Annotated in this window: 23 protein-coding genes and 1 pseudogene; 19 read left to right on the top strand and 5 right to left on the bottom strand. The window is 68.4% G+C overall.

Annotated features, from left to right (window positions below; translation table 11 throughout):
* Positions 1-66: 66 nt before the first annotated feature.
* The 14 genes and pseudogenes from ACFMRZ_RS04900 to nuoN form a co-directional block, all read left to right on the top strand.
* Positions 67-909 (top strand): annotated as a pseudogene (locus ACFMRZ_RS04900) (LysR family transcriptional regulator); the annotation flags it as partial.
* Between the two features lie 303 nt (positions 910-1,212).
* Complete coding sequence (locus ACFMRZ_RS04895; RefSeq protein WP_187688723.1) at positions 1,213-1,593, top strand: NADH-quinone oxidoreductase subunit A; 381 nt, start codon at positions 1,213-1,215, stop codon at positions 1,591-1,593.
* Positions 1,594-1,631: 38 nt separating this feature from the next.
* Entirely contained in the window at positions 1,632-2,186 is a 555-nt protein-coding gene (locus tag ACFMRZ_RS04890; RefSeq protein WP_280276900.1) for an NADH-quinone oxidoreductase subunit B family protein, read from the top strand.
* Positions 2,183-2,959 carry an NADH-quinone oxidoreductase subunit C gene (locus ACFMRZ_RS04885; protein WP_400178087.1) on the top strand — a complete coding sequence of 259 codons (777 nt, stop codon included), beginning with the start codon at positions 2,183-2,185 and terminating at the stop codon, positions 2,957-2,959. Before ACFMRZ_RS04890 ends, ACFMRZ_RS04885 begins: the two co-directional genes overlap by 4 nt.
* Entirely contained in the window at positions 2,959-4,302 is a 1,344-nt protein-coding gene (gene nuoD, locus ACFMRZ_RS04880) for an NADH dehydrogenase (quinone) subunit D (protein ID WP_280371023.1), read from the top strand. The genes ACFMRZ_RS04885 and nuoD overlap by 1 nt, the downstream gene beginning before the upstream one ends.
* Positions 4,299-5,018, top strand: coding sequence for an NADH-quinone oxidoreductase subunit NuoE (nuoE, locus tag ACFMRZ_RS04875; protein WP_400178086.1), 720 nt, complete (start codon positions 4,299-4,301; stop codon positions 5,016-5,018). Before nuoD ends, nuoE begins: the two co-directional genes overlap by 4 nt.
* Positions 5,015-6,337, top strand: a complete 1,323-nt coding sequence (gene nuoF / locus ACFMRZ_RS04870; RefSeq protein ID WP_400178085.1) for an NADH-quinone oxidoreductase subunit NuoF — start codon at positions 5,015-5,017, stop codon at positions 6,335-6,337. Before nuoE ends, nuoF begins: the two co-directional genes overlap by 4 nt.
* Positions 6,338-6,368: 31 nt before the next feature.
* On the top strand, positions 6,369-8,831 hold the full coding sequence (locus ACFMRZ_RS04865) for an NADH-quinone oxidoreductase subunit G (RefSeq protein ID WP_400178084.1): 2,463 nt from the start codon (positions 6,369-6,371) through the stop codon (positions 8,829-8,831).
* A gap of 7 nt (positions 8,832-8,838) precedes the next feature.
* A complete protein-coding gene (gene nuoH / locus ACFMRZ_RS04860; protein WP_400182770.1) occupies positions 8,839-10,674 on the top strand; it encodes an NADH-quinone oxidoreductase subunit NuoH in 1,836 nt (611 codons plus the stop codon).
* The gene (locus ACFMRZ_RS04855; RefSeq protein ID WP_400178083.1) at positions 10,671-11,483 is read left to right on the top strand and encodes an NADH-quinone oxidoreductase subunit J; all 813 of its coding nucleotides are present in this window, start codon (positions 10,671-10,673) and stop codon (positions 11,481-11,483) included. Before nuoH ends, ACFMRZ_RS04855 begins: the two co-directional genes overlap by 4 nt.
* A 15-nt stretch (positions 11,484-11,498) precedes the next feature.
* Positions 11,499-11,798, top strand: a complete 300-nt coding sequence (gene nuoK / locus ACFMRZ_RS04850; protein ID WP_040748232.1) for an NADH-quinone oxidoreductase subunit NuoK — start codon at positions 11,499-11,501, stop codon at positions 11,796-11,798.
* Position 11,799: 1 nt separating this feature from the next.
* Entirely contained in the window at positions 11,800-13,683 is a 1,884-nt protein-coding gene (gene nuoL, locus ACFMRZ_RS04845; RefSeq protein WP_400178082.1) for an NADH-quinone oxidoreductase subunit L, read from the top strand.
* Positions 13,680-15,299: an NADH-quinone oxidoreductase subunit M gene (locus ACFMRZ_RS04840; protein WP_400178081.1), complete on the top strand. Its 1,620-nt coding sequence runs from the start codon at positions 13,680-13,682 to the stop codon at positions 15,297-15,299. The genes nuoL and ACFMRZ_RS04840 overlap by 4 nt, the downstream gene beginning before the upstream one ends.
* A 50-nt stretch (positions 15,300-15,349) precedes the next feature.
* A complete protein-coding gene (gene nuoN / locus ACFMRZ_RS04835) occupies positions 15,350-16,969 on the top strand; it encodes an NADH-quinone oxidoreductase subunit NuoN (protein WP_400178080.1) in 1,620 nt (539 codons plus the stop codon).
* A gap of 9 nt (positions 16,970-16,978) precedes the next feature.
* Here the strand turns inward: nuoN and ACFMRZ_RS04830 are convergent, their stop codons facing one another.
* The gene (locus ACFMRZ_RS04830; protein WP_400178079.1) at positions 16,979-18,115 is read right to left on the bottom strand and encodes an epoxide hydrolase family protein; all 1,137 of its coding nucleotides are present in this window, start codon (positions 18,113-18,115) and stop codon (positions 16,979-16,981) included.
* Between the two features lie 62 nt (positions 18,116-18,177).
* Between ACFMRZ_RS04830 and ACFMRZ_RS04825 the strand changes: the two genes are divergently transcribed.
* From ACFMRZ_RS04825 to ACFMRZ_RS04810, 4 genes are all read left to right on the top strand, one after another.
* Positions 18,178-19,131, top strand: coding sequence for a helix-turn-helix transcriptional regulator (locus tag ACFMRZ_RS04825; RefSeq protein WP_400182769.1), 954 nt, complete (start codon positions 18,178-18,180; stop codon positions 19,129-19,131).
* Between the two features lie 101 nt (positions 19,132-19,232).
* Positions 19,233-20,057, top strand: coding sequence for an SAM-dependent methyltransferase (locus tag ACFMRZ_RS04820; protein ID WP_400178078.1), 825 nt, complete (start codon positions 19,233-19,235; stop codon positions 20,055-20,057).
* Between the two features lie 9 nt (positions 20,058-20,066).
* On the top strand, positions 20,067-20,426 hold the full coding sequence (locus ACFMRZ_RS04815; RefSeq protein WP_400178077.1) for a VOC family protein: 360 nt from the start codon (positions 20,067-20,069) through the stop codon (positions 20,424-20,426).
* A gap of 224 nt (positions 20,427-20,650) precedes the next feature.
* The gene (locus ACFMRZ_RS04810; protein WP_400178076.1) at positions 20,651-21,364 is read left to right on the top strand and encodes a hypothetical protein; all 714 of its coding nucleotides are present in this window, start codon (positions 20,651-20,653) and stop codon (positions 21,362-21,364) included.
* A 58-nt stretch (positions 21,365-21,422) separates the two neighbouring features.
* Here the strand turns inward: ACFMRZ_RS04810 and ACFMRZ_RS04805 are convergent, their stop codons facing one another.
* Both ACFMRZ_RS04805 and ACFMRZ_RS04800 read right to left on the bottom strand, forming a co-directional pair.
* Positions 21,423-21,917, bottom strand: a complete 495-nt coding sequence (locus tag ACFMRZ_RS04805; protein ID WP_400178075.1) for a hypothetical protein — start codon at positions 21,915-21,917, stop codon at positions 21,423-21,425.
* Positions 21,918-22,158: 241 nt separating this feature from the next.
* Entirely contained in the window at positions 22,159-23,112 is a 954-nt protein-coding gene (locus ACFMRZ_RS04800) for an NADP-dependent oxidoreductase (RefSeq protein ID WP_400178074.1), read from the bottom strand.
* Between the two features lie 128 nt (positions 23,113-23,240).
* On the opposite strand from ACFMRZ_RS04800, the gene ACFMRZ_RS04795 reads away from it, so the two are divergent.
* The gene (locus tag ACFMRZ_RS04795; protein ID WP_400178073.1) at positions 23,241-23,813 is read left to right on the top strand and encodes a TetR/AcrR family transcriptional regulator; all 573 of its coding nucleotides are present in this window, start codon (positions 23,241-23,243) and stop codon (positions 23,811-23,813) included.
* Here ACFMRZ_RS04795 and ACFMRZ_RS04790 read toward each other — a convergent pair.
* Both ACFMRZ_RS04790 and ACFMRZ_RS04785 read right to left on the bottom strand, forming a co-directional pair.
* Positions 23,796-24,395, bottom strand: coding sequence for a dihydrofolate reductase family protein (locus tag ACFMRZ_RS04790; RefSeq protein ID WP_400178072.1), 600 nt, complete (start codon positions 24,393-24,395; stop codon positions 23,796-23,798). The two genes, ACFMRZ_RS04795 and ACFMRZ_RS04790, sit on opposite strands and share 18 nt — an antisense overlap.
* A gap of 54 nt (positions 24,396-24,449) precedes the next feature.
* On the bottom strand, positions 24,450-25,187 hold the full coding sequence (locus tag ACFMRZ_RS04785) for a sigma factor-like helix-turn-helix DNA-binding protein (RefSeq protein WP_400178071.1): 738 nt from the start codon (positions 25,185-25,187) through the stop codon (positions 24,450-24,452).
* Positions 25,188-25,374: the final 187 nt, after the last annotated feature.

The following is a 25,374-nucleotide window of genomic DNA, read 5'->3' as shown; positions in this document are numbered from 1 at the left end:
CAACGGCGATGTGCTCATCCTTCTATTAGCCGGACTCATCGACCGAGAGAGAGGGCGCTCGACGGCATGGACCTGCGCGAACTGGAGGCCTTCCTGGCCGTGGCCGAGGAACTGCACTTCGGCCGGGCCGGGGCCCGGCTGTACGTGTCACAGAGCCGGGTGTCGCAGCTGCTGCGGTCGCTGGAGCACCGCATCGGCGGGCGGCTGGTCGAGCGCACCAGCCGCCGGGTGAGCCTCACTCCGCTGGGGCGGCAACTGTTTCCGGAGTTGCGCACCGCCTACGACCGATTGCGCGCCACCCTCGATTCGGCCTGCGCGACGGCGCAGGGCGTGCGCGGTGTGCTGCGGGTCGGTTTCCAGGGCAGCGCGGACGAACGAATTCTGGCCGCCGTCGCCACGTTCCGGGACACGCACGTCGAATGCACCGTCGAGTTGGTGGAGATTCCGTACGCCGATCCGTTCGGTCCGGTGCGACGCCACGAGGTGGACACCGCTCTCGCGCTGCTGCCGATCGCCGAGGCCGATCTCGTCATCGGGCCGGTGCTGCCGGCCCGGCCGCAGGTGCTCGTGCTTCCCGTCGGGCACCCGCTCGCGTCGCGGGAGACCCTGGCCGCCGCGGAACTCGCCGAGTGCCCGCTGATCGGGATCGCCGACACCGCGCCGCGGTACTGGCGCGACGCCCACGCCCCGCGCCGCACGCCCGACGGCCGCGAGATACCCGCCGGGCCCGCGGTATTCACGACCCAGGAGGCGATCGCCGCCGTCGCGGCCGGGCGCGGCGGACTGTTGCTGTGCGACACCACGGCGGCCTATCATCGGCGGCCGGACCTCACCTGTGTTCCGGTGCACGGCATCCCGGACTCCCGGGTCGCGCTGATTTGGCATCGCGATCGAGACAGCGGACGCGTGCACGCTTTCGCGCGCTCTCGCTGTCACCTGACGGCCTCATTCTGCCGGTTCAGTCATAAGTGCCAGTTCCGAATTCGATCAAAGAGCGCCCGCAAACGGCACGCATTCAGAAAGATCAGTTGTAGGCTGTGCCCTAGCTCACACCAGTGCGGGCGTCGATATGAGCCCCGTTTGTCCGGTTCTCCCCTATCGTCCGCACCCCCGCTGAGCCATGCCCTGGGGCGCGACTGGCCCGGCAGACGACGATGTCAGCCCGCCTCGGCAACTGCCGGCTGTGTCCGCAAGGGAAGGGGTAGTGCAGTTGTGAACACCGAGGTACCAACCCTTGTGCTGGGCGCGATCGCGGCGGCGTTCGCGGTCATCTCCGTCCTGCTGGCCGCGGTGATCGGCCCCAAGCGCTACAACCGCGCCAAACTCGAGGCCTACGAGTGCGGTATCGAGCCGACGCCGCATGCCGTCGGCGGCGGACCGGGAAATGCTGCGGGGCAGCGGTTTCCGGTGAAGTACTACCTCACCGCGATGCTGTTCATCATCTTCGACATCGAGATCGTGTTCCTGTACCCGTGGGCGGTCCACTTCGACGCGCTCGGGGTCTTCGGTCTCGCCGCCATGGCCCTGTTCATCTTCAACGTCTCGGTCGCCTACGCCTACGAGTGGCGTCGCGGCGGATTGAGCTGGGACTGAGAAGCACCCACCCCGTACACGGAAGCGAGTCAGTCCGAATGGGTCTCGAGGAGAAGTTGCCCAGCGGGTTTCTGCTGAGCACGGTCGAACAGTTCGCCGGTTTCATGCGTAAGGGCTCGCTGTGGCCCGCCACGTTCGGGCTGGCCTGCTGCGCGATCGAGATGATGGCCACCGGCGGCGGGCGCTTCGACAGCGCCCGCTTCGGCATGGAGGTGTTCCGCGCCTCGCCGCGCCAGGCCGATCTGATGATCGTGGCGGGCCGGGTGAGCCAGAAGATGGCCCCGGTGCTGCGCCAGGTCTACGACCAGATGACCGAGCCGAAATGGGTGCTGGCCATGGGCGTGTGCGCCTCCTCCGGCGGCATGTTCAACAACTACGCCATCGTGCAGGGCGTGGATCACGTTGTGCCCGTGGACATCTACCTGCCCGGCTGCCCGCCCCGCCCGGAGATGCTGCTGCACGCGATCTTGAAACTGCACGAGAAGATCCAGGAGATGCCGCTCGGGGTGAATCGCGAGGAGGCCGTGCGCGCGGCCGAGCAGGCCGCGCTGGCCGTCACCCCGACCATCCAGATGACGGGACTGCTGCGATGACATTCGATTCTCCCCGGGGCGCCGAGGACCCGCCGGACACCCCCGCCGCCGCCACTCCCGACGGCACCGTTCAGGACCAGGCACAACTCGCCGAACAGGACCAGCGCGCCGAACCCGGCGACGAGGTGGTCGGCGTGCGCCGCGGCATGTTCGGCGTCACCGGCACCGGCGACACCTCCGGCTACGGACGGTTGGTGCGCTCGGTCGGCCTGCCCGGAGGCACCCCGCCCCCGTACGGCGGCTACTTCGACGAGCTGGTCGACACACTGCGGGAAGCCTTGCCGGACAACGGGTTCACCGAATCGATCGAGAAGATCGTGGTGTTCCGCGGCGAGCTGACCCTGCACGTGCGGCGCGAACACCTGCCGCGGGTCGCTCAGGCCCTGCGCGACGACGCTGCGCTGCGCTTCGAACTGTGCCTCGGCGTGAGCGGCGTGCACTACCCCGAGGACACGGAGCGCGAACTGCACGCCGTCTACCCACTCATGTCGATCACTCATAACCGGCGACTACGACTCGAGGTGTCGGCGCCCGACGCCGATCCGCACATCCCCTCGCTCTACTCCGTGTACCCCACCACGGATTGGCACGAGCGCGAAACCTACGACTTCTTCGGCATCCTGTTCGACGGTCACCCCGCCCTGACCCGGATCACGATGCCCGACGACTGGCGCGGACACCCCCAGCGCAAGGACTACCCGCTCGGCGGCATCCCGGTCGAGTACAAGGGCGCCCGCATCCCGGCGCCGGACCAGCGGAGGGCGTACAGCTGATGAACGACATCGACACCCGGCGCGAGGGCGCCGACACCTACACGCGCCCAACGCCTCCCGAGCGGGTCGTCACGGTCGCGGGCCAGGACTGGGACGACGTGCGCGAGGCCCTCGGCGGCGCCGCCGAGGAACGCATCGTCGTCAATATGGGCCCCCAGCATCCCTCCACCCACGGCGTGCTGCGGCTGATCCTGGAGATCGAGGGCGAGACGGTCACCGAGGCCCGGTGCGGCATCGGCTACCTGCACACCGGCATCGAGAAGAATCTCGAGTTCCGCAATTGGGTGCAGGGCGTCACCTTCGTCACCCGGATGGACTACCTCTCGCCGTTCTTCAACGAGACGGCCTACTGCCTGAGCGTGGAGAAGCTGCTCGACATCACCGACGCGATTCCCGAGCGCGCCACCGTGATCCGCGTGCTGCTGATGGAACTCAACCGGATCTCCTCGCATCTGGTCGCGCTGGCCACCGGTGGCATGGAACTGGGCGCGCTGACCCCGATGCTGTTCGGGTTCCGTGAGCGCGAGTTGATCCTCGACGTCTTCGAGACCATCACCGGCCTGCGCATGAATCACGCCTACATCCGGCCCGGCGGCGTCGCCCAGGATCTACCCGACAACGGCGTGCAGAAGGTCCGGGAGTTGCTGGCGCTGTTGCCTAAACGGCTGCGCGACATGGAATTGCTGCTGAACGAGAACCCGATCTGGAAGGCCCGCACCCGCGGCGTCGGCTATCTGGATCTGGCCGGTTGCATGGCCCTGGGGATCACCGGTCCGGTGCTGCGCTCCACCGGCCTGCCGCACGATCTCCGCAAGTCCCAGCCCTACTGCGGCTACGAGAACTACGAGTTCGACGTCATGACCGACACCGGCGCCGACTGCTACGGCCGCTACCTCATCCGGGTCAACGAGATGAAGGAGTCGGTGAAGATCGTCGAACAGTGCCTCGACAAGCTGCGGCCCGGCCCGGTCATGGTGGACGACAAGAAGATCGCCTGGCCCGCCGACCTGAAACTGGGCCCCGACGGGCTCGGCAACTCCGCCCAGCACATCGGCAAGATCATGGGCACCTCCATGGAGGCGCTGATCCATCACTTCAAGCTCGTCACCGAGGGCATGCGAGTGCCGCCCGGCCAGGTGTACACCGCGGTCGAGTCGCCGCGCGGCGAGCTCGGCGTGCACATGGTCTCCGACGGCGGCACCCGGCCGTTCCGGGTGCACTACCGCGATCCCTCGTTCACGAATCTGCAGGCCGTCGCGGCGATGTGTGAGGGCGGCATGGTCGCCGACGTCATCGCCGCCGTCGCCAGCATCGACCCGGTGATGGGTGGTGTCGATCGATGACCGAAGTCCTGCTGCAACTGACCACGCGGCCGGCCCCGTATCCCGCGGAGGTGCACGACCGCCTCGAGCTGGAGGCCAAGCAGATCATCGACTGCTACCCGCAGCCGCGGTCGGCGCTGCTGCCGCTGCTGCATCTGGTGCAGAGCGTGGAGGGCTACGTCTCCGGCACCGGCATCGGATTCTGCGCCGGGCAACTGGGTCTCACCGACGCCGAGGTGACCGCGGTCGCCACCTTCTACTCCATGTACCGCCGCACCCCGACCGGGAACTTCCACGTCGGAGTCTGCACCAACACGCTGTGCGCGGTCATGGGCGGCGACGAGATCTTCGCGGACCTGCAGGCGCACTTGGGTATTCGGCACGGCGAGACCACCTCCGACGGCGCCGTCACCCTCGAGCACATCGAATGCAACGCCGCCTGCGACTACGCCCCCGTGGTGATGGTCAACTGGGAGTTCTTCGACAACCAGACCCCGGAGTCGGCCCGCGCGCTGGTGGACGCGCTGCGCAACGGCGAACAGGTCACGGCCGCGCGCAGCGGCGCGCCCCTGTGTACCTTCCGCGAAACCGCCCGCATCCTGGCCGGTTTCCCCGACGACCGGCCGGGCGCCAACGACGGCGAGCCCGGGGAGGCCACTCTCGCGGGCCTGCGCGTTGCCCGCGAGGCCGCCACGGCGGAGCAGCCCGCGCCCGGTGATTCCGGAGGTGCGCGGTGACCCTCGCTCCCGTCCTCACCCGGTACTGGGACGCACCGCAGTCCTGGACGCTGGACACCTATCGCCGCCACGACGGCTACCGCGCCCTGCCCAAGGCTCTGGGGCTCCAGCCGGACGAGGTCATCGCCACCGTGAAGGACGCGGGCCTGCGCGGCCGCGGCGGCGCGGGCTTCCCCACCGGCATGAAATGGGGTTTCATCCCCCAGGGCCCCGGCCCCGACGGCACCATCAAACCGCACTACCTGGTGGTCAACGCCGACGAGTCGGAACCGGGTACCTGCAAGGACATTCCGCTCATGCTGGCCACCCCGCACGTGCTCGTCGAGGGCGTCATCATCGCGGCCTACGCCATCCGGGCCTCGCACGCGTTCATCTACGTGCGCGGCGAGGTGCTCCCGGTGCTGCGACGGCTGCGGGCGGCGGCGCAGGAGGCCTACGACGCCGGCTATCTGGGCCACGACATCCTCGGCTCCGGATACGACCTGGAACTGATCGTGCACGCCGGTGCGGGCGCCTACATCTGCGGCGAGGAGACCGCGCTGCTCGATTCCCTGGAGGGCCGCCGCGGCCAGCCCCGGCTGCGCCCGCCCTTCCCGGCCGTCGCCGGTCTCTACGCCTGCCCGACCGTGGTCAACAATGTCGAATCCATTGCCAGCGTGCCGCCGATCATCCTCAACGGCATCGACTGGTTTCGTTCCATGGGCAGCGAGAAGTCGCCCGGCTTCACGCTCTACTCGCTGTCGGGGCATGTCGCCCGGCCGGGACAGTACGAGGCGCCGCTCGGCGTCACCCTGCGTGAGCTGCTCGGCTACGCCGGTGGCGTGCGGCGCGGGCATCGACTGAAGTTCTGGACGCCCGGCGGCTCGTCCACTCCGCTGTTCACCGACGAGCATCTCGACGTGCCGCTGGACTACGAGAACGTGGCCGCGGCCGGATCCATGCTGGGCACCAAGGCATTACAGATCTTCGACGACACCACCTGCGTGGTGCGCGCGGTACTGCGCTGGACCGAGTTCTACGCCCACGAATCCTGCGGGAAGTGCACGCCGTGCCGGGAGGGCACCTACTGGCTGGTGCAGTTGCTGCAACGGCTGGAGGCCGGTGGCGGCACCGCGGCCGACCTCGACAAGCTGCTCGACATCGCCGACAACATCAACGGCAAGTCGTTCTGCGCGCTCGGCGACGGCGCGGCCAGCCCGATCGTGTCGTCGCTGAAGTACTTCCGCGCCGAATACGAGGAGCATCTGCGCCTGGGCGCCTGCCCGTTCGATCCGGCTCGATCGACGGCCTGGGCGGACGCCGCGGAGAGCGCGCGATGAACCGAGTCCCGTCATTCCCAGGAGGCCTGCCATGACCGCGACTGTCTCGAACAGCGACAGCGATGTGGTGCCCCAGGATCTGGTGAGCGTCACCATCGACGGCACCACCGTCAGCGTGCCCGCCGGCACGCTGCTGATCCGCGCCGCCGAACTCGTCGGCATCCAGATCCCGCGCTTCTGCGACCATCCGCTGCTCGACCCGGTCGGCGCCTGCCGGCAGTGCCTGGTGGAGGTCGAGGGCCAGCGCAAGCCCGTGGCCTCCTGCACGATGGCGGTCACCGACGGCATGGTGGCGCACACCCAGCTCAGCTCGCCCGCGGCCGAGAAGGCGCAGGAGGGCGTGATGGAGCTGCTGCTGATCAATCATCCGCTGGACTGCCCGGTGTGCGACAAGGGCGGCGAATGCCCGCTGCAGAACCAGGCGATGTCCAACGGGCGCGCCGAATCCCGCTTCGAAGGCGTGAAACGCACCTACCCCAAACCGCTTCCGCTGTCGGCCGCGGTCTTGCTGGACCGGGAGCGCTGCGTGCTGTGCGCGCGCTGCACCCGCTTCTCCCAGCAGGTCGCGGGCGACCCGTTCATCGAATTGATGGATCGCGGGGCGCTCGAGCAGGTCGGCGTCGCCGAGGGCCAGCCGATGGACTCCTACTTCTCCGGCAACACCGTGCAGATCTGCCCGGTCGGGGCGCTCACCGGCACCGCCTACCGGTTCCGCGCCCGCCCCTTCGACCTGGTGTCCAGCCCCGCCGTGTGCGAGCACTGCGCGTCCGGCTGCGCACAGCGCACCGACCACCGTCGCGGAAAGGTGCTGCGCCGCTTGGCCGGTGACGATCCGCAGGTGAACGAGGAGTGGAACTGCGACAAGGGCCGCTGGGCATTCGCCTACGCCACCGAGCCCGACCGGATCACCACACCCCTGATACGCGACTGGGACGGCACCCTGGCCCCGGCGTCCTGGTCCGAGGCACTCGCGCGCGCGGCCGAAGGGCTCGCGGCGGCCCGGGGCAACGCCGGCGTCCTGGTCGGTGGCCGCGCCACGCTCGAAGACGCCTACGCCTACACCAAGTTCGCGCGGATCGCGCTGGGCACCAACGACATCGACTTCCGCGCCCGCGGCCACTCGGCGGAGGAGGCCGACTTCCTGGCCGCCCGTGTCGCGGGCCGCGGCATGGCGGTCGACTACGCGGCGCTGGAGACCGCGCCGGTGGTGCTGCTGGCCGGGTTCGAGCCGGAAGAGGAATCGCCGATCGTGTACCTGCGGCTGCGCAAGGCGGCCCGCAAGCACGGTCTGCGGGTGTATTCCGTTGCGCCGTACGCGAGTAGGGGTCTGGAGCGGATGTCGGGCACACTGCTCCCGGCCGCACCCGGACGCGAAGCGCACGTGCTCGACACGCTCGCCTCCCTCCGGCCGGCCGCACCGGATGTGCCCGATCAGGTCTCGGAACTCGGCCGACTGCTCCGCACACCCGGCGCCGTGATCCTGGTCGGCGAACGGCTCGCCACCGCACCGGGCGCCCTCTCCGCCGCACTCCGCCTGGCCGAGGCCACGGGCGCGGCGACGGCCTGGGTCCCGCGCCGCGCGGGCGAACGCGGCGCCGTCGAGGCGGGCGCGCTGCCCGGCCTGCTGCCCGGCGGCCGCCCTGTCGCCGATGCCCGCGCGCGCCAGCAGCTTCGCACCGCTTGGAACGTCGACGATCTCCCGGCCGAGCCGGGCCGCGACACCTCTGAAATACTCGCCGCCGCAGCGCATCTCGGCGCGCTGGTGATCGGCGGGGTGGAGGTCGCCGACCTGCCCGACCCGGCGGCCGCCCTCGCCGCGCTCGATGCCGCGCGTTTCGTGGTCAGCCTCGAACTGCGGCGCAGCGCGGTCACCGATCGCGCCGACGTCGTCTTCCCGGTGGCGTCCACGATGGAGAAGGCGGGCACCTTCCTCACCTGGGAGGGGCGCAACCGCCAGTTCGACGCCGCCCTCGCCGACCCCACCGTCCGCCGCGCGGCCGCGCCGCTCGCCGACCACCGGGTGCTGCACGCGATCGCCGACGAGATGGGCATCCCGATCGGCCTGCCCGACATCACCTCGGCCCGAGCCGAACTCGCCGATCTCGGGGTCTGGGACGGCGAGCCGGTCCCCGCGCCCACCCGGCCGCCGCAGGCCGCCCCGCACACCGCACCCGGCACCGCCGTTCTCGCGGGCTGGCGCATGCTGCTGGACCGTGGCCGCCTGCAGGACGGCGAACCGAACCTGGCCGCCACCGCCCACCCGCCCGTGGTGCGCCTGTCGCGCGAGACCGCCGACGAGATCGGCGCGGCCGCAGGCGATCCGGTGCGGGTGAGCACCGACCACGGCCACATCACCCTGCCGCTGGCGATCACCGAGATGCCCGGCCGCGTCGTGTGGCTGCCGCTCAACTCCCCCGGGTCGGTGGTGTCCGAGCAACTCGCCGCCATCCCCGGCCACCTCGTGCGCATCCGACGGGAGGACCACCGTGAGTGATCTGAGTATGTTCGGCCACGACCCGTGGTGGCTGATCCTGCTGAAATCCGTCGGCATCTTCGTCTTCCTGCTGAGCATCCCGCTGCTGGGCGTGCTCATCGAGCGCAAGGTGGTCGCCTGGATGCAGATGCGGGTCGGCCCCAATCGGGTGGGCCCGCGCGGCACCCTGCAGTCGCTGGCCGACGGCGCGAAGATGCTCCTCAAAGAGGACATCATCCCCACCATCGTGGACCGGCCGATCTACATCCTGGCGCCGATCATCGCGCTGATCCCGTCGGTCATGGCGTTCGCGGTGATCCCGCTGGGACCCGAGGTGTCGATCTTCGGCACGCGAACTCCGTTGCAGCTCACCGACATGCCGGTCGGCGTGCTGTACATCCTGGCGATGGCCTCGGTCGGGGTCTACGGCATCGTGCTCGCGGGCTGGGCCTCGGGCTCGACCTACCCGCTGCTCGGCGGCCTGCGCTCGACCGCGCAGGTCATCTCCTACGAGATCGCGATGGCCGCCTGCTTCGCCGCGGTGTTCCTGCTGGCCGGAACGATGTCCACCTCGGGCATCGTCGAAAGCCAGTGGGGCACCTGGAACGTCTTCCTGCTGCTGCCGTCGTTCCTGATCTACGCGGTGTCGATGGTCGGCGAGACCAACCGGGCGCCGTTCGATCTGCCCGAGGCCGAGGGCGAGCTGGTCGGCGGCTTCCACACCGAGTACTCCTCGCTGAAGTTCGCCATGTTCATGATGGCCGAGTACATCAACATGGGCACGGTGTCGGCGCTGGCCACCACGCTGTTCTTCGGCGGCTGGCACGCGCCGTTCCCGCTGAGCCTGTGGGCGGGCGCCAATTCCGGCTGGTGGCCGATCCTGTGGTTCACCGCCAAGGTGTGGACCTTCCTGTTCGTGTTCATCTGGCTGCGGGGCACGCTGCCCCGGCTGCGCTACGACCAGTTCATGAACCTGGGCTGGAAGCTGCTGATCCCGGTGTCGCTGCTCTGGGTGATGATCGTGGCGACGCTCAAGGTGTTGCAGGACAACGGCACCCACATCGAGACCGCCGGCCTGGTGATCGGCGGGATCGTGCTGTCGCTGCTGCTGATCGGCGTCATGCTGCGCGCCGGGCACAAGGGCGACGACCGCGCTGCCGAGGGCGAACCCGCCGCGGCCGAGGCATACGCGGGCTTCCCCGTGCCGCCGATGCCGCCCCCGCCCGAACGCCAGGGGCCCAAGCCCGGCCTGCTCGAACCGCTCGCCGGATTCGCCGTCACCTTCGGGACCATGTTCAAGGAGAAGAACACCGAGTTCTATCCCGAGGAGAAGGTCCCGACCGCGCCGCGCTACCACGGCCGCCACCAGCTCAACCGGCACCCGGACGGGCTGGAGAAATGCATCGGCTGCGAACTGTGCGCCTGGGCCTGCCCCGCCGACGCCATCTACGTCGAGGGCGCCGACAACACCGAGGGCGAGCGCTTCTCCCCCGGCGAGCGGTACGGGCGGGTCTACCAGATCAACTACCTGCGCTGCATCGGCTGCGGACTGTGCATCGAGGCGTGCCCCACCCGCGCGCTGACCATGACCAACGAGTACGAACTCGCCGACGCCAGCCGCGCGGACCTCATCTACGAGAAGAACCGCCTGCTCGCCCCGCTGGAACCGGGAATGCAACCGGCGCCGCACCCGGCCTATCCGGGCGCGACGGACGAGGACTACTACCTCGGCAACGTCCCGGCCGCGCCGGGCACGCCGCAGGACACCGGGCTGCGCCGCACCGACCTCGGTATGCCCGCCGTCCCGCCCGCCGGCGCCGCCGCGCCCGAGCCCGCCGCGGCCGGTGCGGAAGGAGCGTCATGATGAATACCCTTGCCGCCGAGGCGATCACACGCACCACCACCGGCGAGGCCGTGACGTTCTGGATCCTTGCCGTCGTCGCGGTCGTCGGCGCACTGGGCATGGTGTGCGCACGCAAGGCGGTGCATTCGGCGCTGTGCCTGGCGGCCACCATGATCACGCTGTCGGTCTTCTACATCGCCCAGAACGCGCTGTTCCTGGGCGTGGTGCAGATCGTGGTCTACACCGGCGCGGTGATGATGCTGTTCCTGTTCGTGCTGATGCTCGTCGGCGTCGACTCCTCGGAGTCGCTGCGGGAGACGCTGCGCGGGCATCGCGTCGCGGCCGTCGTGGTGGGCCTCGGCTTCGGGGCGCTGCTGATCGCCGCCATCGCCCGCGGCGTGCACGACGATGCGGCCGCGCCGGTGGGGCCCGGTTTCGGCCGCGACACCATCGCGGCGCTGGCCGAGCTGATCTTCGTGCGCTACGTGTGGGCCTTCGAACTGACCGGCGCACTGCTGATCACCGCGACCATCGGCGCCATGGTGCTGGCGCACCGCGAGCGTTTCGGCCCGCGCACCGATCAGCGGGAGCTGTCGAAACGCCGGGTGCGCGAGGGGAAGCAGGTCACGCCGCTGCCCACGCCCGGTGTCTACGCCCGGCACAACGCGGTCGACGTGCCCGCCCGCCTGCCGGACGGCTCGTTCGCCGCCCTGTCGGTCAGCACGATCCTGCGGCACCGCCGCCACCGCGCGCATACCGAGGCCGCGGCCATCGGCGTGCGGAACGCGAACGGCGACAACGGTTCCGACGACAACCCCACGCACGGCTGAGAGAGAGGCTCTGCGGTGAATCCGGACAACTACCTGTATCTGTCCGCGCTGCTGTTCACCATCGGCGCGGCCGGTGTACTGGTGCGGCGCAACGCGATCGTGGTGTTCATGTGCATCGAGTTGATGCTGAACGCGGTCAATCTGGCCTTCGTGACCTTCGCCCGGGAACGCGCGAACCTGGACGGCCAGGTGTACGCGTTCTTCACGATGGTGGTCGCCGCCGCCGAGGTCGTGGTCGGCCTGGCCATCATCATGACCATCTTCCGCGCCCGCCGCTCGACCTCGGTCGACGACGCCAACCTGCTGAAGTACTGACGTGGATACGACACTGACGCTCTGGTTGCTGCCGGCCCTGCCGCTGGCCGGTGCGGTGCTGTTGCTGCTCGCGGGCCGGGCGAGCAACGCCTGGGGACACTGGCTGGGCTGCCTGACGGCGCTGGCCTCGTTCGCGGTGGCGGGGTGGGCGTTCTTCGACATGCTCGGCCGCGCGGCCGACGACCGGCCCGTCTCGCACGCCTTCTTCAGCTGGGTCCCGGTGGCCGGGCTGCAGGCCGATTTCGCGCTGGGGCTCGATCAGCTGTCGATGTGCTTCGTGCTGCTGATCACCGGGGTCGGCTCGCTGATCCACATCTACTCGGTCGGCTACATGAGCCACGATCCCGGCCGCCGCCGGTTCTTCGCCTACCTGAATCTGTTCCTGGCGGCCATGCTCGTGCTGGTCCTGGCGGACAACTACCTGGTGCTGTATCTGGGCTGGGAGGGCGTCGGCCTGGCGTCCTACCTGCTGATCGGCTTCTGGCACGAGAAGCCTTCCGCCGCAACGGCGGCCAAGAAGGCGTTCGTGGTGAACCGGGTCGGCGACATGGGGCTGGCGATCGCCCTGTTCGTCATGTTCGCCACCTTCGGGTCGGTCGACTTCGGCCAGGTGTTCGCCGGGGCTCCGCAGGCGGGCGAGGGCACCCTCACGGCCATCGGATTGCTGTTGCTGCTCGGCGCGTGCGGCAAGTCCGCCCAGGTGCCGCTGCAGTCCTGGCTCGGGGACGCGATGGAGGGCCCGACCCCGGTGTCGGCGCTGATCCACGCCGCCACCATGGTGACCGCGGGTGTGTATCTCATCGCCCGCTCCGGCCCGATCTTCGATCTCGCGCCGGGCGCGCGGGCCGCGGTGATGACCGTCGGCGCGGTGACGCTGCTGTTCGGCGCGATCATCGGCTGCGCCAAGGACGACATCAAGAAGGCGCTCGCCGCCTCCACCATGAGCCAGATCGGATACATGGTGCTCGCGGCCGGGCTCGGGCCGATCGGCTACGCGGCCGCCATCATGCACCTGCTGACGCACGGCTTCTTCAAGGCCGGGCTGTTCCTCGGAGCGGGCTCGGTGATGCACGGCATGAACGACGAGACCGATATGCGCCGCTACGGCGGACTGCGCAAGGTCATGCCGATCACCTACGCCACCTTCGGGCTCGGCTACCTCGCGATCATCGGCGTGCCCCCGTTCTCCGGATTCTTCTCCAAAGACCGAATCATCGAGTCCGCCTTCGCCTTCGGCGGCGCGGGCGGGATCGTGACCGGTCTCGCGGCGCTGGCGGGCGCCGGGATCACCGCCTTCTATATGACCCGGGTGATGATCATGACCTTCTTCGGCGAGCGGCGCTGGCGCGAGGACGCCCACCCGCACGAATCGCCCGCGGTGATGACCGGGCCGATGATCCTGCTGGCCCTCGGTTCGATCGGCGCGGGCGGGCTGCTGGTGCTCGGGTCGTCGCTGCAGGATTGGCTGGCACCGGTGGTCGGCGCGCATCACGGTGAACCCGCGATTCCGGCGTGGGCGATCACCGTCCTCGCGCTGGCGGTCGTGGCGGCCGGGGTGTGGGTCGCCTACAACCGGTACGCCCGCACCGTGCCGGAGACGGCGCCCGCCGCCTCCGCGCTCACCCTCGCCGCCCGCCGCGACCTGTACGGCGACGCCGTCAACGAGGCGGCCTTCATGCGCCCCGGGCAGCACCTGACCCGGTCCCTGGTATTCGTCGACAACCGCGGCATCGACGGCCTGGTCAACACCACGGCCGCGATCATCGGCGGCCTGTCGGCCCGAATCCGGCGCGTGCAAACAGGTTTCGTCCGGTCCTACGCCCTGTCCATGTTCACCGGCGCGGCCCTGGTGGTCGCCGCCCTGCTGGCGGTGAGGTTGCTGTGAACTCTTTCCCGTGGCTCACGACGCTGTGGGTGCTGCCCATGGCGGGCGCGGTGCTGGTGCTCATCCTGCCCGGCGCGTGGCGCACCGCGGCCCGGTCGGCGGGCCTGGTCGTCGCGCTCGCGACCCTGGCGGCCGGGATCGTGGTGGCGGTGCGGTTCGAACCCGGCGGGGCGCAGTTCCAGTTCGTCGAATCGCACCGCTGGATACCGGCTTTCGGAGCCGGGTACACCCTCGGCGTCGACGGGATCGCGCTGGTGCTGGTGCTGCTGACGGCCGCGCTGGTGCCACTGCTGATCCTCGCCGGGTGGAAGGACGATCGGGAGGTCGGCACCGGCCGGCGGGTGGCGCACATCTACGTGGCGCTGACGCTGATCGTCGAATCCATGGTGCTGATCTCGTTCACCTCGCTGGACATCCTGCTGTTCTACGTGTTCTTCGAGGTGATGCTGATTCCGATGTACTTCCTCATCGGCGGATTCGGCCCGCGCAGCGACGATGCGGCGCAGCGGCAGCAGCGGTCCCGCGCGGCGGTGAAGTTCCTGCTGTACAACCTGTTCGGCGGGCTCATCATGCTGGCCGCGGTGATCGGGTTGTACGTGCTCACCGCGCGCGAGCAGCTCGGCGCCGACGGCGGCGGGACGTTCGATTTCCGCGCGGTCGTGGCCGCGGCCAACTCCGGCCAACTCGGTGCGGGGCCCGCGGTACTCAACGCCCTCTTCCTCGGCTTCATGTTCGCGTTCGCGGTGAAGGCGCCGCTGTGGCCGCTGCACACCTGGCTGCCCGGCGCCGCGGTCTCCGCCACCCCGGCCAGCGCGGTGCTCATGATGGCGGTGGTCGACAAGGTGGGCACCTTCGGCATGCTGCGCTACTGCCTGCTGCTGTTCCCCTCGGCGTCCACCACCTACGCGCCCTTGATCAGCACGCTGGCGGTGATCGGCATCGTGTACGGGGCGCTGCTGGCCATCGGGCAGACCGACGTCATGCGGCTGATCGCCTACACCTCGATCTCGCACTTCGGCTTCATCATCCTGGGCATCTTCGCCATGACCAACCAGGGTGGCGCGGGGGCGACGCTCTATATGGTCAACCACGGCATCTCGACCGCCGCGCTGTTCCTGATCGCCGGATTCCTGGTGTCGCGCCGCGGAACTCGCGTCATCGCCGAGTTCGGCGGCGTGCAGAAGGTGGCGCCCGTCCTGGCCGGGACGTTCCTCATCGCCGGTCTCGCGACGCTGTCGTTGCCGGGCCTCGCGCCGTTCGTCAGCGAATTCCTGGTGCTCGCCGGAACTTTCACGCGCTACCCGGTGGCCGCCGTGTGCGCGACCAGCGCGCTGGTGCTGGCGGCGCTGTACGTGCTGTGGCTGTACCAGCGGATGATGACGGGTCCGGTGAAGAAGGGCAACGAGCGCCTGCGCGACCTGCTGCCGCGCGAACTGGTCGTGGTGACGCCGCTGCTGGTGGCGTTGCTGCTGCTGGGCGCCTACCCGAAACCGCTGCTGGACCGCATCAATCCGGCCGTGGCGAGCACGCTCACCACCATCGGCAAGCACGACCCGGCACCGGACGTGCCCCAGCAGGAGGCCGCCGTCGCACCGCACGGAGGTGCGCACAAGTGACTCGCGCGCACACCGTCCGGCCTTTCTCCCCGCAGCGGAGGTACAGACCAGTGAATCAGCTTCTCGCCGCAACGGTTCCGGCTCCCTCGATCGAATACAGCGAGCTGTCGCCGATGCTGATCGTGTTCGGCGCGGCCGTCGCCGGCGTGATCGTGGAGGCGTTCGCCCCGCGCGGCTGGCGTTACCGGCTGCAACTGGTGCTCGGCTTCGCCGGTCTCGCGGTGGCGCTGGGCGCGGTGATCGCGCTGGCCGGGACCACCTCGACCGCCGTGGTCGACGCGGTCGCCGTCGACAATGTGGCGCTGTTCCTGCAGGGCGCCATTCTCGTGGTCGCCATTCTCGGGCTGATGTTGATGGCCGAGCGCGGGATCGAGCCCCGGCTGCGCACACGCCGGGAAGGGCCCGGCACCTGGAGCCGCGCGGTCGCCGTGGCCACCGCCGCCGCACCGGTCGACGCGTTCACCCCGCAGGCCGCCGCCATGCCGGGCAGCCCCGACGAGATCGCCGCGGCCCGAGCGGGTTTCAGCACCACCGAGGTGTTCCCGCTAACCATGTTCGTGGTCGGCGGGCTGCTGTTGTTTCCCGCCTCCAACGATCTGCTGACCATGTTCGTGGCGCTAGAGGTGCTGTCGCTGCCGCTGTATCTGCTGTGCGGGCTGGCGCGCCGTCGGCGGCTGCTGTCGCAGGAGGCGGCGCTGAAGTACTTCCTGCTCGGCGCGTTCTCCTCGGCGTTCTTCCTCTACGGCATGGCGCTGCTGTACGGGTACGCGGGCACGGTCCGCTTCGCGGGCATCGCCGAGGTGGCGGCCGGGGACTCCGGCTCGAAAACCCTTGCGGTGCTGGGCCTGGCCATGCTCGCGGTCGGACTGCTGTTCAAGATCGGCGCGGTGCCGTTCCAGTCCTGGGTGCCCGACGTGTACCAGGGCGCCCCGACTCCGGTGACCGCGTTCATGGCGGCCGGGACGAAGATCGCCGCCGTCGGCGCGCTGCTGCGACTGCTCCAGGTGGGCGTGCCGAGCCTGCGCGACGACTGGCGGCCGATCCTCGCGGCGATCGCCATCGCGACGATGGCGGTCGGTGCGATCATGGCGGTGACCCAGACCGACATGAAGCGCATCCTGGCGTATTCCTCGGTGGCGCACGCCGGGTTCATTCTCACCGCGCTGGTGGCCGACAACGCCTCCGGCACCTCGTCGGTGTTGTTCTACCTGGCCGCGTACGGCATCACGACGGTCGGCGCGTTCGCGGCGGTGACGCTGGTGCGTGACGGCGACGGAGACGAGGCCACCGCCCTGCCCGCCTGGGCCGGGCTGGGCCGCCGGTCCCCTTGGCTGGCAACGATTGTCGCCCTGTTCCTGCTCTCGATGGCCGGTATCCCGCTCACCAGCGGCTTCGTCAGCAAGTTCGCCGTGTTCTCGGCGGCGGCCGAGGGCCGCGCCCCGGTGCTGGTGATCGTCGGCGTCGTCGCCAGCGCGATCGCGGCGTTCTTCTACATCCGCGTCATCGTGCTGATGTTCTTCACCGACCCGCCCGAGGACGCGCCGCGGATCGTCACCCCGCCGGTGACCACGGCGGTAATCACGGTGTCGGCGGCGGCGACGCTGGTGCTCGGCATCCTGCCGCAACCGGTGCTCGACATGGCCGAGCGCGCAACGGTTTTCGTACGCTGAGCCGGAACCTCAACGGACCGTCCGGAAGAACACGCGCAGATCCTCGAGCAGCAGATCCGGCGCCTCCATCGACGCGAAGTGCCCGCCGCGCTCGAAGCGCGACCAGTGCACGACGGAATTCTGCTTCTCGGCGATCCCCCGGATGGTCCCCGCGCCCGGGAATACCGCGACGCCGGTCGGCACCCCGGAACTCGGCAGGTCCGCGCCCCACTGCCGAGATTCCTTGTACAGCAGCATGGACGAGCCGATGGTTCCGGTGAACCAGAGGATGCTGACGTCGGTGAGCAGCAGGTCTCGATCGATCGCCTCGTCGGGCAGGTCCTTGGCCGGGTCCATGTAGGTATGCACGACGTCGAGCACCCAGGCCAGCAGGCCCGCGGGCGAATCGTTGACGGCCGGGGCCAAGGTCTGCGGGCGGGTGGCGTGGATGCCCGCGTAGCCGGAGGTCTGCGAGCTGTTCCAGTCCTGCAGCTCGGCCAGTTTCGCCTGATCGTCCGCGCTGTAGCCGGAGCCGTCGTCGTCCCAGGACGGAATGGTGATCGGGTCGTTGAGGTGCACGCCCGCGACGTGTTCGCCGTCGATGCGGCCGAGTTGCGGTGCGACGAACGATCCGGCGTCGCCGCCCTGCGCGCCGTAGCGGGCGTAACCGAGTCGCGCCATCAGCTTCGCGATCAGTTCGGCGGAGCGTTCCGTCGCGGCCTCCCCCGGTGCCCGGGTGGGGCCGGAGAATCCGAATCCCGGCAGGGTCGGGATGACCAGATCGAACGCGTCGGCGGGGTCGCCGCCGTGCGCGGCGGGATCGGTGAGCGGACCGATCAGCGCCCGAAAGTCGGCGAAGGGCCAGCCGTGCACCAGTACCAGCGGCAGGGCGTCCGGGACGGCGGATCGCACGTGCGTGAAATGTAGGCGCTGCCCGTCGATATCGGTGACGAACTGGGGGTGGACGTTCAGCGCCGCCTCCTGCCGCCGCCAATCGAAATCGTTGCGCCAGTAGTCCGCCAGCCCGCGCACGTAACCGGTCGGGATGCCGTACTCCCATCCGACGCCGGGCAGTTCCGCGGGCCACCGGGTGGCGGCGAGGCGGGTGACGAGATCGTCGATGTCGTGCTGTGGGATATCGATCCGGAAAGGCTGGGGATTCGTCATACCTGAACGCTACGACTCGGTTAGGTCGGTTCCGGTCCTAACCGTGCGGCATGCTGGAGACCATGTTGGACACCTCCGCACGGCTGCTGCGCCTGCTGTCGCTGTTGCAGGAACACCGGAGCCGATCCGGCGCGGAACTGGCCGAGCAACTCGGGGTCGGCGTCCGCACCCTGCGTCGCGATATCGATCGGCTGCGGGAACTCGGCTATCCGGTGCACGCCGAACGCGGCACCGCGGGCTATCGGCTGGGCGCGGGGTCGGCGCTGCCGCCGTTGCTGCTCGACGACGAGGAGGCCCTGGCCGTCACGGTCGGGCTGCGCACGGTCGCCGGCGGGACGGTCGAGGGTATCGAGCAGGCGTCGCTGCGGTCGCTGGCCAAACTGGAGCAACTGCTGCCGTCGCGGCTGCGGCATCGGCTCGCCGCGCTGCAGCGGTCCGTCGTGCGGGTGGGCGGGGCCGCGCCGCGGGTCGATCCCGATGTCCTGATCGCCTTGTCGGAGGCGTGTGACCGGCGCGAGCGGATCCGGTTCGACTACACCGATCACGGTGGGCGGCAGTCGATCCGGGACACCGAGCCGGTCGCGGTCGTCAACTTCAGCAGGCATTGGTATCTGGTCGCGTGGGATGTCGGGCGGCACGACTGGCGATCGTTCCGGATCGATCGGCTGCGGCCCAAGATCCCGACCGGCCCCCGGTTCACGCCGCGGGAGCTACCCGGCGGCGACGTCGTCGCCTATCTGGCCGGGCGGCTGTCGGACGCGGCGTGGTCGTGGCGGGCGACGGTCGTGCTGCACCGATCGGCCGACGACCTCGCCGACCGGATCTGGCCGGGCATGGGCGTGCTGGAGGCCGTGGACGACACGTCGTGCCTGCTGCACCTCGGCGCCGACACACCGTGGTCGCTGACCTGGATGATCACCTCGCTCGATGTCGACTTCACCGTCACCGGGCCGCCCGAACTCGCCGAAGCCGTTCGCGCACTGGGTGATCGGTGCCGAGCCGCCGTGCCCGACTGACAGATCCCTTGGCAGGCAACAGTATGCCCGGAAGCGTTCACCCGGATACGCCGGGTCTCCTACGATGCAATCGACAGCAGCATCGGACAGGGGTGAGTCGGATGACCGAGAGCGTCACGGGTGTGGACCAGTCGACACCGAGCATTGCTCGGGTCTACGACTACCTGCTCGGCGGCCGCGACAACTACGAGGCCGATCGACGGATCGGCGACTACTTCATCAAGGACCTGCCGGGTTCGGTCGCCATCGCCTACGCCAACCGGCAGGCCCTCATCCGGGCCGTCGGCGACATGGCGCGCGACGGCATCAGGCAGTTCGTCGACATGGGCAGCGGGCTGCCCACCGCCGACAATGTGCACCAGGTGGCGCAGCACCACGCGCCCGAGGCGCGGGTCGCCTACATCGACAACGACCCGATCGTGCTGGCGCACGGCCGGGCACTGCTGGAGACCGACGACAACACCACGGTGATCCAGGCCGATCTACGTGCGCCGCAGGACATTCGAGAGCACCCCGACGTGCGGCGGCTGATCGATTTCGACCAGCCGGTCGGTGTCATCTTCAGCGCGATCCTGCACCACCTCAACGACGACGAGGACCCGGGCGAGCTGGTGCAGTGGTGGGTCGATCGGGTGCCGTCGGGCAGCGAGGTCTACATCTCGCACTTCCGGTCCGGCCACAACGAGGAGACCAAGGTCGCCGAGAGCAAACTGCAGGAGACCTTCGGCCGCGGCCGATGGCGCACCGACGACGAGATCCTGTCCCTGTTCGGCGACGACATGGAGATCCTGGAGCCCGGCCTGGCCTTCTGCCCCCAGTGGCGCCCGGCCGCCCCCGCCGAGGGCGTCGACACGATCGGAGTGACCGAACGCGAGCTGACCATCTGGGAGCACCTGATCTCCTGCGCCCTGGCCCGCAAGAAGTAGCCTGAACCCATGATCACCGGTGCGCACACCATCATCCACGCCACCGACCCCGACCGAGCGCGGGCCTTCTTCCGTGACGTCCTCGGCCTTCCCAACGTCGACGCCGGCAACGGCTGGCTGATCTTCCGATCACCACCCGCCGAACTCGCCGTACACCCAGCCGCCGAATCCGACAGCGGGCGACTGGACCTCTACCTGATGTGCGACGACCTGACCGCCACCGTCGCGGAGCTGACAGCCAAGGGCGTCGAATTCACCGGCGACACCACCGAGGCGGGGTGGGGCACGGTCACCGCATTGCGAGTACCGGGGGCCGGTGAAATCGGGCTGTACCAGCCCCACCACCCCATAGCCCACGGCCTGGATTAGGCGGAATTGCAAGGGATTCCATGGTCAGCCAGTGTTGGCGGGAGTAGGCGCTTTCCACCTGTTGGCCCCTCGTATACCGGAGCGCGGGTCAGGTGACAGCGAACCCGGGGGCAACGCGTCGTGTCGGTAGTTGACGGCCGTGGCAAGATTGTTGGGCCATAGCCAGGGTGGCTGAACGAGAGCAACGATTACACCGCCACATCAACCGTACTGAGGATTTTGCGATGAACGCCATTAACGATGGCCGATACATGCTCCTGTTGTGGCGCGCTATCGGAATGCTGATGAACCCGCCTGGGCCCACACCCGATACATTGACTCACCTTCGTGGTGTGGTACGGCCAGCTCTCGATTGTGCGCGCCTGGTGCTCAGCGAGGAAAATCGCCATACAGCGGGGGTTGGGATTGACTATGCCCTCGACGCTGATCAGGGGCTGAATGTCGCCGCGGCGCTGGATCATGCCCGGTTCACCGTCGGTCCGCAGGCATCCGAACTTCTGGAACGCTCATCAGCGCGCGCGCGGGATAGCTATGGCAATATTGTCTATCCTGCGGATGAACTAGGTTTCGATAACGGTGCGGATAACACGGAATGGGATCAAAACATCTTTTCGGTGTTTACCCTGTTCTTGGGAGCGGGCATCCCATCGTTCGAACAGGATTATACTTTCGCCGGGTTCTTGTTCACCGACTCGAATGCATGCCGCGTCTACATCCGCAGCACACGCTCGCGACTCACGTACGGCATCGACTTGCCTCTCGTCCGACCCGACGGCGGTCCGTTCAAGGGATACGCGTATCTGCCGAGTGAACTCGCCCCACTCGTGCGTACCGGCGATATAGATAGCCATCGGGTTGAGGGGGCGGAGGATGAATACTGTACGGCAGTCGCGGATCTGCGTGCTTGGCTCGGGCCCGCTAAGCCTGTGCAGCCTTGACAATTGCGCGCACCCGCAGTGGCTGGGCACTGCAGGTGTGCAACTTCGTAGTTTAGATTCAGCGCAATCGGTCGATCGAGTTGGGGCACCGTTGCATGCCTTCGCAGAATGCGGTGATCACACCGATGTAATCATCATTTACGGCGTATTGCCGGTCATCGGTCTGCGAAGCGGCCTGTACAACGACTCGGACCCGGACATACACCCGCCCGGTCTTGCTGTCCTTGAAATCGGCGACGTATTCCCGATGCGCCCCTTGATCGACAATAAGGCTGCCCTTCAGCACGTATTTGATCGCGGCAGTGGAGTGGAGATTATGGTTGTCAGCATAGTGCCGATAACCCAGGTTTTCGTCCCCCTTGCGCAAAGCGATATCGTAACCGTGCGCGTCGGTCTGGCGCACCATGACGTCAGACCAATCGGCCGGCTGCGCAGTCACGCTCGTCGACAGCGCGGCGGTCCCCACCAGGGCTATCGTGAGAAACACCAAGGTCATGCTTACAGACATCCGGTGGAAACGCTGAATACTCCCGTTGCGGAACGATTTTCGCATGAACTCTCCTGTTCGTTTCGGCCCGAGTCGGCGCCGTTGCATGAGCGAGCAGTGATGCACAACTTGAATCGCTAACCCCACTCGATGTCTTGGACGCAGCCGGGACCGTGGAGGTTCCCACGGAGTTCGTCGGCCAGCGCGGACACGGAAATTGTTGCAAGACAGGGGAATCCGCGCAGTTCAGGCGTGGCGCGGTCGGGCATCGACAGTGCCAGTAGCCGAGGTCGCCTCTCGGCCAACGCTAGGTGGTGAGGAGGCGCTTGCCGCGGGCGTGTCCTGTTTCGACCAGCGTGTGGACTTTCGCGATGTCGTCCAAGGGATATACGTCTTCGATTACCGGGCGGAGCTGGCCGGAGTCAACGTATTTCGCGAGGTCGGCCAGGTCCTTGCGGTGGGGTTGGACGACGATGAGGCGCACCCTGGGACCGGGTAGCGCCGCGCTGAGTAGCGCATAACCCATGCCGCTTGGGGCTACGGTCAGGATGCGGCCGCGGCGGCGCAGCAGGCGGCGATAGCGGCCGAGTGCGGTGCCGTGGCAATCCAGGATTGCGTCGAATCTACCTGTGGCAGTGGCGGGTTCGGCGTAGTCGAAGGTCTGGGTCGCGCCGAGGTCTCTGCACAGTTCGTGGTTGGCGGGACCGGCGACTGCGCTCACTTTCGCCCCCATGGCCACACCCAATTGCACCGCGGCGCTACCGACTCCGCCCGCGGCGCCGATGATCAGCAGGTCTTGTCCGGCCGCCAGCTTCAGCGTGTCGCGCAATCCGCGAAGCGCGGTCACGCCGCCGGTGGGCAAGGCCGCGGCACGCGACAATTCGATACTCGCCGGTGCGGGGCCGACCGCCTTGGCGTCGACAGCGACGTATTCGGCTGCGGCGCCGGACTTTCCGGCGACATCACCGATACTCCCCCAAACCTGTTCCCCCACTGCGATACCCGTGACCCTCGGTCCGGCCGCCACGACGGTACCCGAGAATTCGATACCCGTCCGTTTCGGAAAACGCCGTCCCGACAGCAAACGCATTGCGCCGGAACGTATCTTGACGTCTGCCGGATTCACCGCCGCCGCACGTACCCGGACCAAGACCTGGCGCGGGCCGGGCTCGGGGCGCGGGACCGTACGGACTGTCAGTACCTCCGGCTCGCCGTAGCGGTCGTATTCCACCGCGCGCATGGACGGGATCGGCTGACTCATGGTTCTCCTTCTGCGAGACACTGTGTCCGGAACTGGGCATACTGTCCGGTGACCATGCTCACGGCAGAGACGGCTCGGCGGCAGTCACAGCCGCGCCGAACCGTCTCCATCGAGACAGGGAGCCGAAATTGTCTCGCTCACCGGAGAATGTCCGTGTCCGGCGGACGCGGACATTGCTGCGGCAAGCACTGGTCGAACTCATCGAGGAACGCGGATTCGACCGGGTGACCGTCGGGCAGATCACCGAGCGCGCGATGGTGAGCCGCGCCGCCTTCTACCGCAACTACCGCGACAAGTACCGACTCGTCGAGGAGATCTTCGACGAAGCCGCCGCCGCGCTGATCGACAAGACCGGCGGCGATTCCGACGCCGACCGCATCCGCAGACTGGAGGCCTTCTACGACGGCGTCGCACGCTACGACCGCCTCTACCGCGCCCTCCTGGGCCGCAAAGGCAGCCCGTGGTTCGCCGCCCGCATCCAAGACACCGTCACCTCGATGACCGCGACCCACCTCCCCCTGCCCGCACCCGTCGACGACCTGATCGCCACCCTCCTCGGCGGCATGTTCCTCAACTCGGTCACCTGGTGGCTGACCCACGACCGCCCCGTCCCCGCCCGAGACATGGCCACCCACTACGCCCGCCTGGCCGCCGCATTGATCAGCGAGGCCAACACCCCTCCCTCACAGCCGAATTCGTGACCGCGGAGTGTCCACTTCCTGGGATCGTGGCGACTCTACGTCTCCGAAAAAGTAGGTCAGTTTGACGATCTTCGAGAAGGTCTTGACGCTTGCGAGCCTGAGTTCGGCACTCTGTCCTTGCCTGAAGAACTGCTTGCCGGTGCCGGAGATGAGCGGGAAGACGGTGAGGTCGATGACGTCGATCAGCCCCTCGCGCAGCAGACTCTCCCCGAACCGGCCGTGGCCGAGAAGCAGGAGGCTACCGCCGTCTTGTTGTTTGAGACTTCGCACTTCGGCGACGCCTTCGCCTCGAACGATGACCGTGTTGTTCCAGTCCGCATGCATCAGTGTCGAACTGAACACGTACTTCGGGATTGCCGTGAGCCGGTCGGCCCACATCGGTTTGTGGTCTGAGCGACCGTCATACAGGTCCGCGAACGCCTCGTAGGTGGCCCGGCCGAACAGGATCGCGTCGCAGGCCGTCAACAGACCCAGACCGTCCCGCAGGTACGCATCGTCCTGGTATCGGCCCACTCCCATTCCGACGGGATCTTCGATGACACCATCTGCCGAGGTGAGGACGTACTCGATCAGTGTTCGCATAGCGTGTGCCTTTCCGATTCGGTTACCGCTACCTACGAACGACGACCCCCGAACTCATCGCGTTCGCTCGAACAGGGCGAACAGATCCGGATCCTGGTAGACGAGAAGGTGGGACAGCAGCCCGTCCGCTCCTCCGGTGACGACATGGAGGGTGTGCGGCTGAACCCCGCCGTCCGTGACGCGGTACAGCAGCAGCCCCGGTTGGTGATTCGCCGAGATGCGACGTGTCTGCCAGCGGTCGCCGCGTCGGCGGAACAGGTCGGCCATGAACGTCCGGTACAAGGCACGACCGCGCAACCAGTGCGGCAGCGGAGGCATCTCCAGCACGACATCCTCGGTCACCAACTGCGCGAGCGCCGGCGCGTCTCCCGCTTCGAGGGCGCGGGCGTACTGCTCCACGCGTCCGGCCTCGTCGGCTCTCCGCGCGATCGGGGGATCGGCCGAGGCCCCGGCGAGGGCGGCGCGGGCCCGCTGGAACGCGGAGTTGATGGCGGGCACCGACGTACCCAGCACGGCGGCGGCCTCGGACGACGAGTACCCGAGCACCTCGCGCAATACGAAGACCGCTCGTTGCCGCGCAGGCAGCACCTGCAGGAGAGCCGTCACGGCCAATCTGATGTCGCTCCTGCGCAGCACGGCATCGGCGGTGCGGTCCTCGCCGAGCCAGCTCGACGGCGCTGGCTGCAACCACCGGGTATCCAATCGGGGCACCAGGGGCGCTCCCACCTCGAATTCCGGATCGCCGAGATCGCGAGGCAGCGTGCGCCGGCCGGCGCTCCGCAACCGATCCATGCACACATTTCGAGCGATCCGAAACATCCACCCGGACAGGCTTCCCGTTCGGCATCGAAGCGGTCCTGCGCCCGCCATACTCGCTCGAGCACATCCTGAACGGCGTCCTCGGCATCGAACGGCGAGCCGAGCATGTGATAGCAGAACGCCCACAACTCCCGGCGCTTCTCGTCGAAGAACGCGTCGA

This window comes from Nocardia sp. N2S4-5 (assembly GCF_044628355.1).
Lineage (GTDB): Bacteria > Actinomycetota > Actinomycetes > Mycobacteriales > Mycobacteriaceae > Nocardia > Nocardia wallacei_B.
This window is presented reverse-complemented; position numbering and strand designations above follow the sequence as displayed.

Bases quoted from the DNA above. Each gene is read 5' to 3' on its own strand.
- ACFMRZ_RS04855 (WP_400178083.1), top strand. From the start codon at position 10,671: ATGATGAATACCCTTGCCGCCGAGGCGATCACACGCACCACCACCGGC.
- ACFMRZ_RS04790 (WP_400178072.1), bottom strand. From the start codon at position 24,395: ATGCGAACACTGATCGAGTACGTCCTCACCTCGGCAGATGGTGTCATC.
- nuoD (WP_280371023.1), top strand. From the start codon at position 2,959: ATGAACGACATCGACACCCGGCGCGAGGGCGCCGACACCTACACGCGC.
- nuoH (WP_400182770.1), top strand. From the start codon at position 8,839: ATGTTCGGCCACGACCCGTGGTGGCTGATCCTGCTGAAATCCGTCGGC.
- ACFMRZ_RS04865 (WP_400178084.1), top strand. From the start codon at position 6,369: ATGACCGCGACTGTCTCGAACAGCGACAGCGATGTGGTGCCCCAGGAT.
- ACFMRZ_RS04785 (WP_400178071.1), bottom strand. From the start codon at position 25,187: ATGGATCGGTTGCGGAGCGCCGGCCGGCGCACGCTGCCTCGCGATCTC.
- ACFMRZ_RS04820 (WP_400178078.1), top strand. From the start codon at position 19,233: ATGACCGAGAGCGTCACGGGTGTGGACCAGTCGACACCGAGCATTGCT.
- ACFMRZ_RS04830 (WP_400178079.1), bottom strand. From the start codon at position 18,115: ATGACGAATCCCCAGCCTTTCCGGATCGATATCCCACAGCACGACATC.
- ACFMRZ_RS04890 (WP_280276900.1), top strand. From the start codon at position 1,632: ATGGGTCTCGAGGAGAAGTTGCCCAGCGGGTTTCTGCTGAGCACGGTC.
- ACFMRZ_RS04815 (WP_400178077.1), top strand. From the start codon at position 20,067: ATGATCACCGGTGCGCACACCATCATCCACGCCACCGACCCCGACCGA.
- nuoE (WP_400178086.1), top strand. From the start codon at position 4,299: ATGACCGAAGTCCTGCTGCAACTGACCACGCGGCCGGCCCCGTATCCC.
- ACFMRZ_RS04800 (WP_400178074.1), bottom strand. From the start codon at position 23,112: ATGAGTCAGCCGATCCCGTCCATGCGCGCGGTGGAATACGACCGCTAC.
- ACFMRZ_RS04805 (WP_400178075.1), bottom strand. From the start codon at position 21,917: ATGCGAAAATCGTTCCGCAACGGGAGTATTCAGCGTTTCCACCGGATG.
- ACFMRZ_RS04825 (WP_400182769.1), top strand. From the start codon at position 18,178: ATGTTGGACACCTCCGCACGGCTGCTGCGCCTGCTGTCGCTGTTGCAG.
- ACFMRZ_RS04810 (WP_400178076.1), top strand. From the start codon at position 20,651: ATGAACGCCATTAACGATGGCCGATACATGCTCCTGTTGTGGCGCGCT.
- ACFMRZ_RS04885 (WP_400178087.1), top strand. From the start codon at position 2,183: ATGACATTCGATTCTCCCCGGGGCGCCGAGGACCCGCCGGACACCCCC.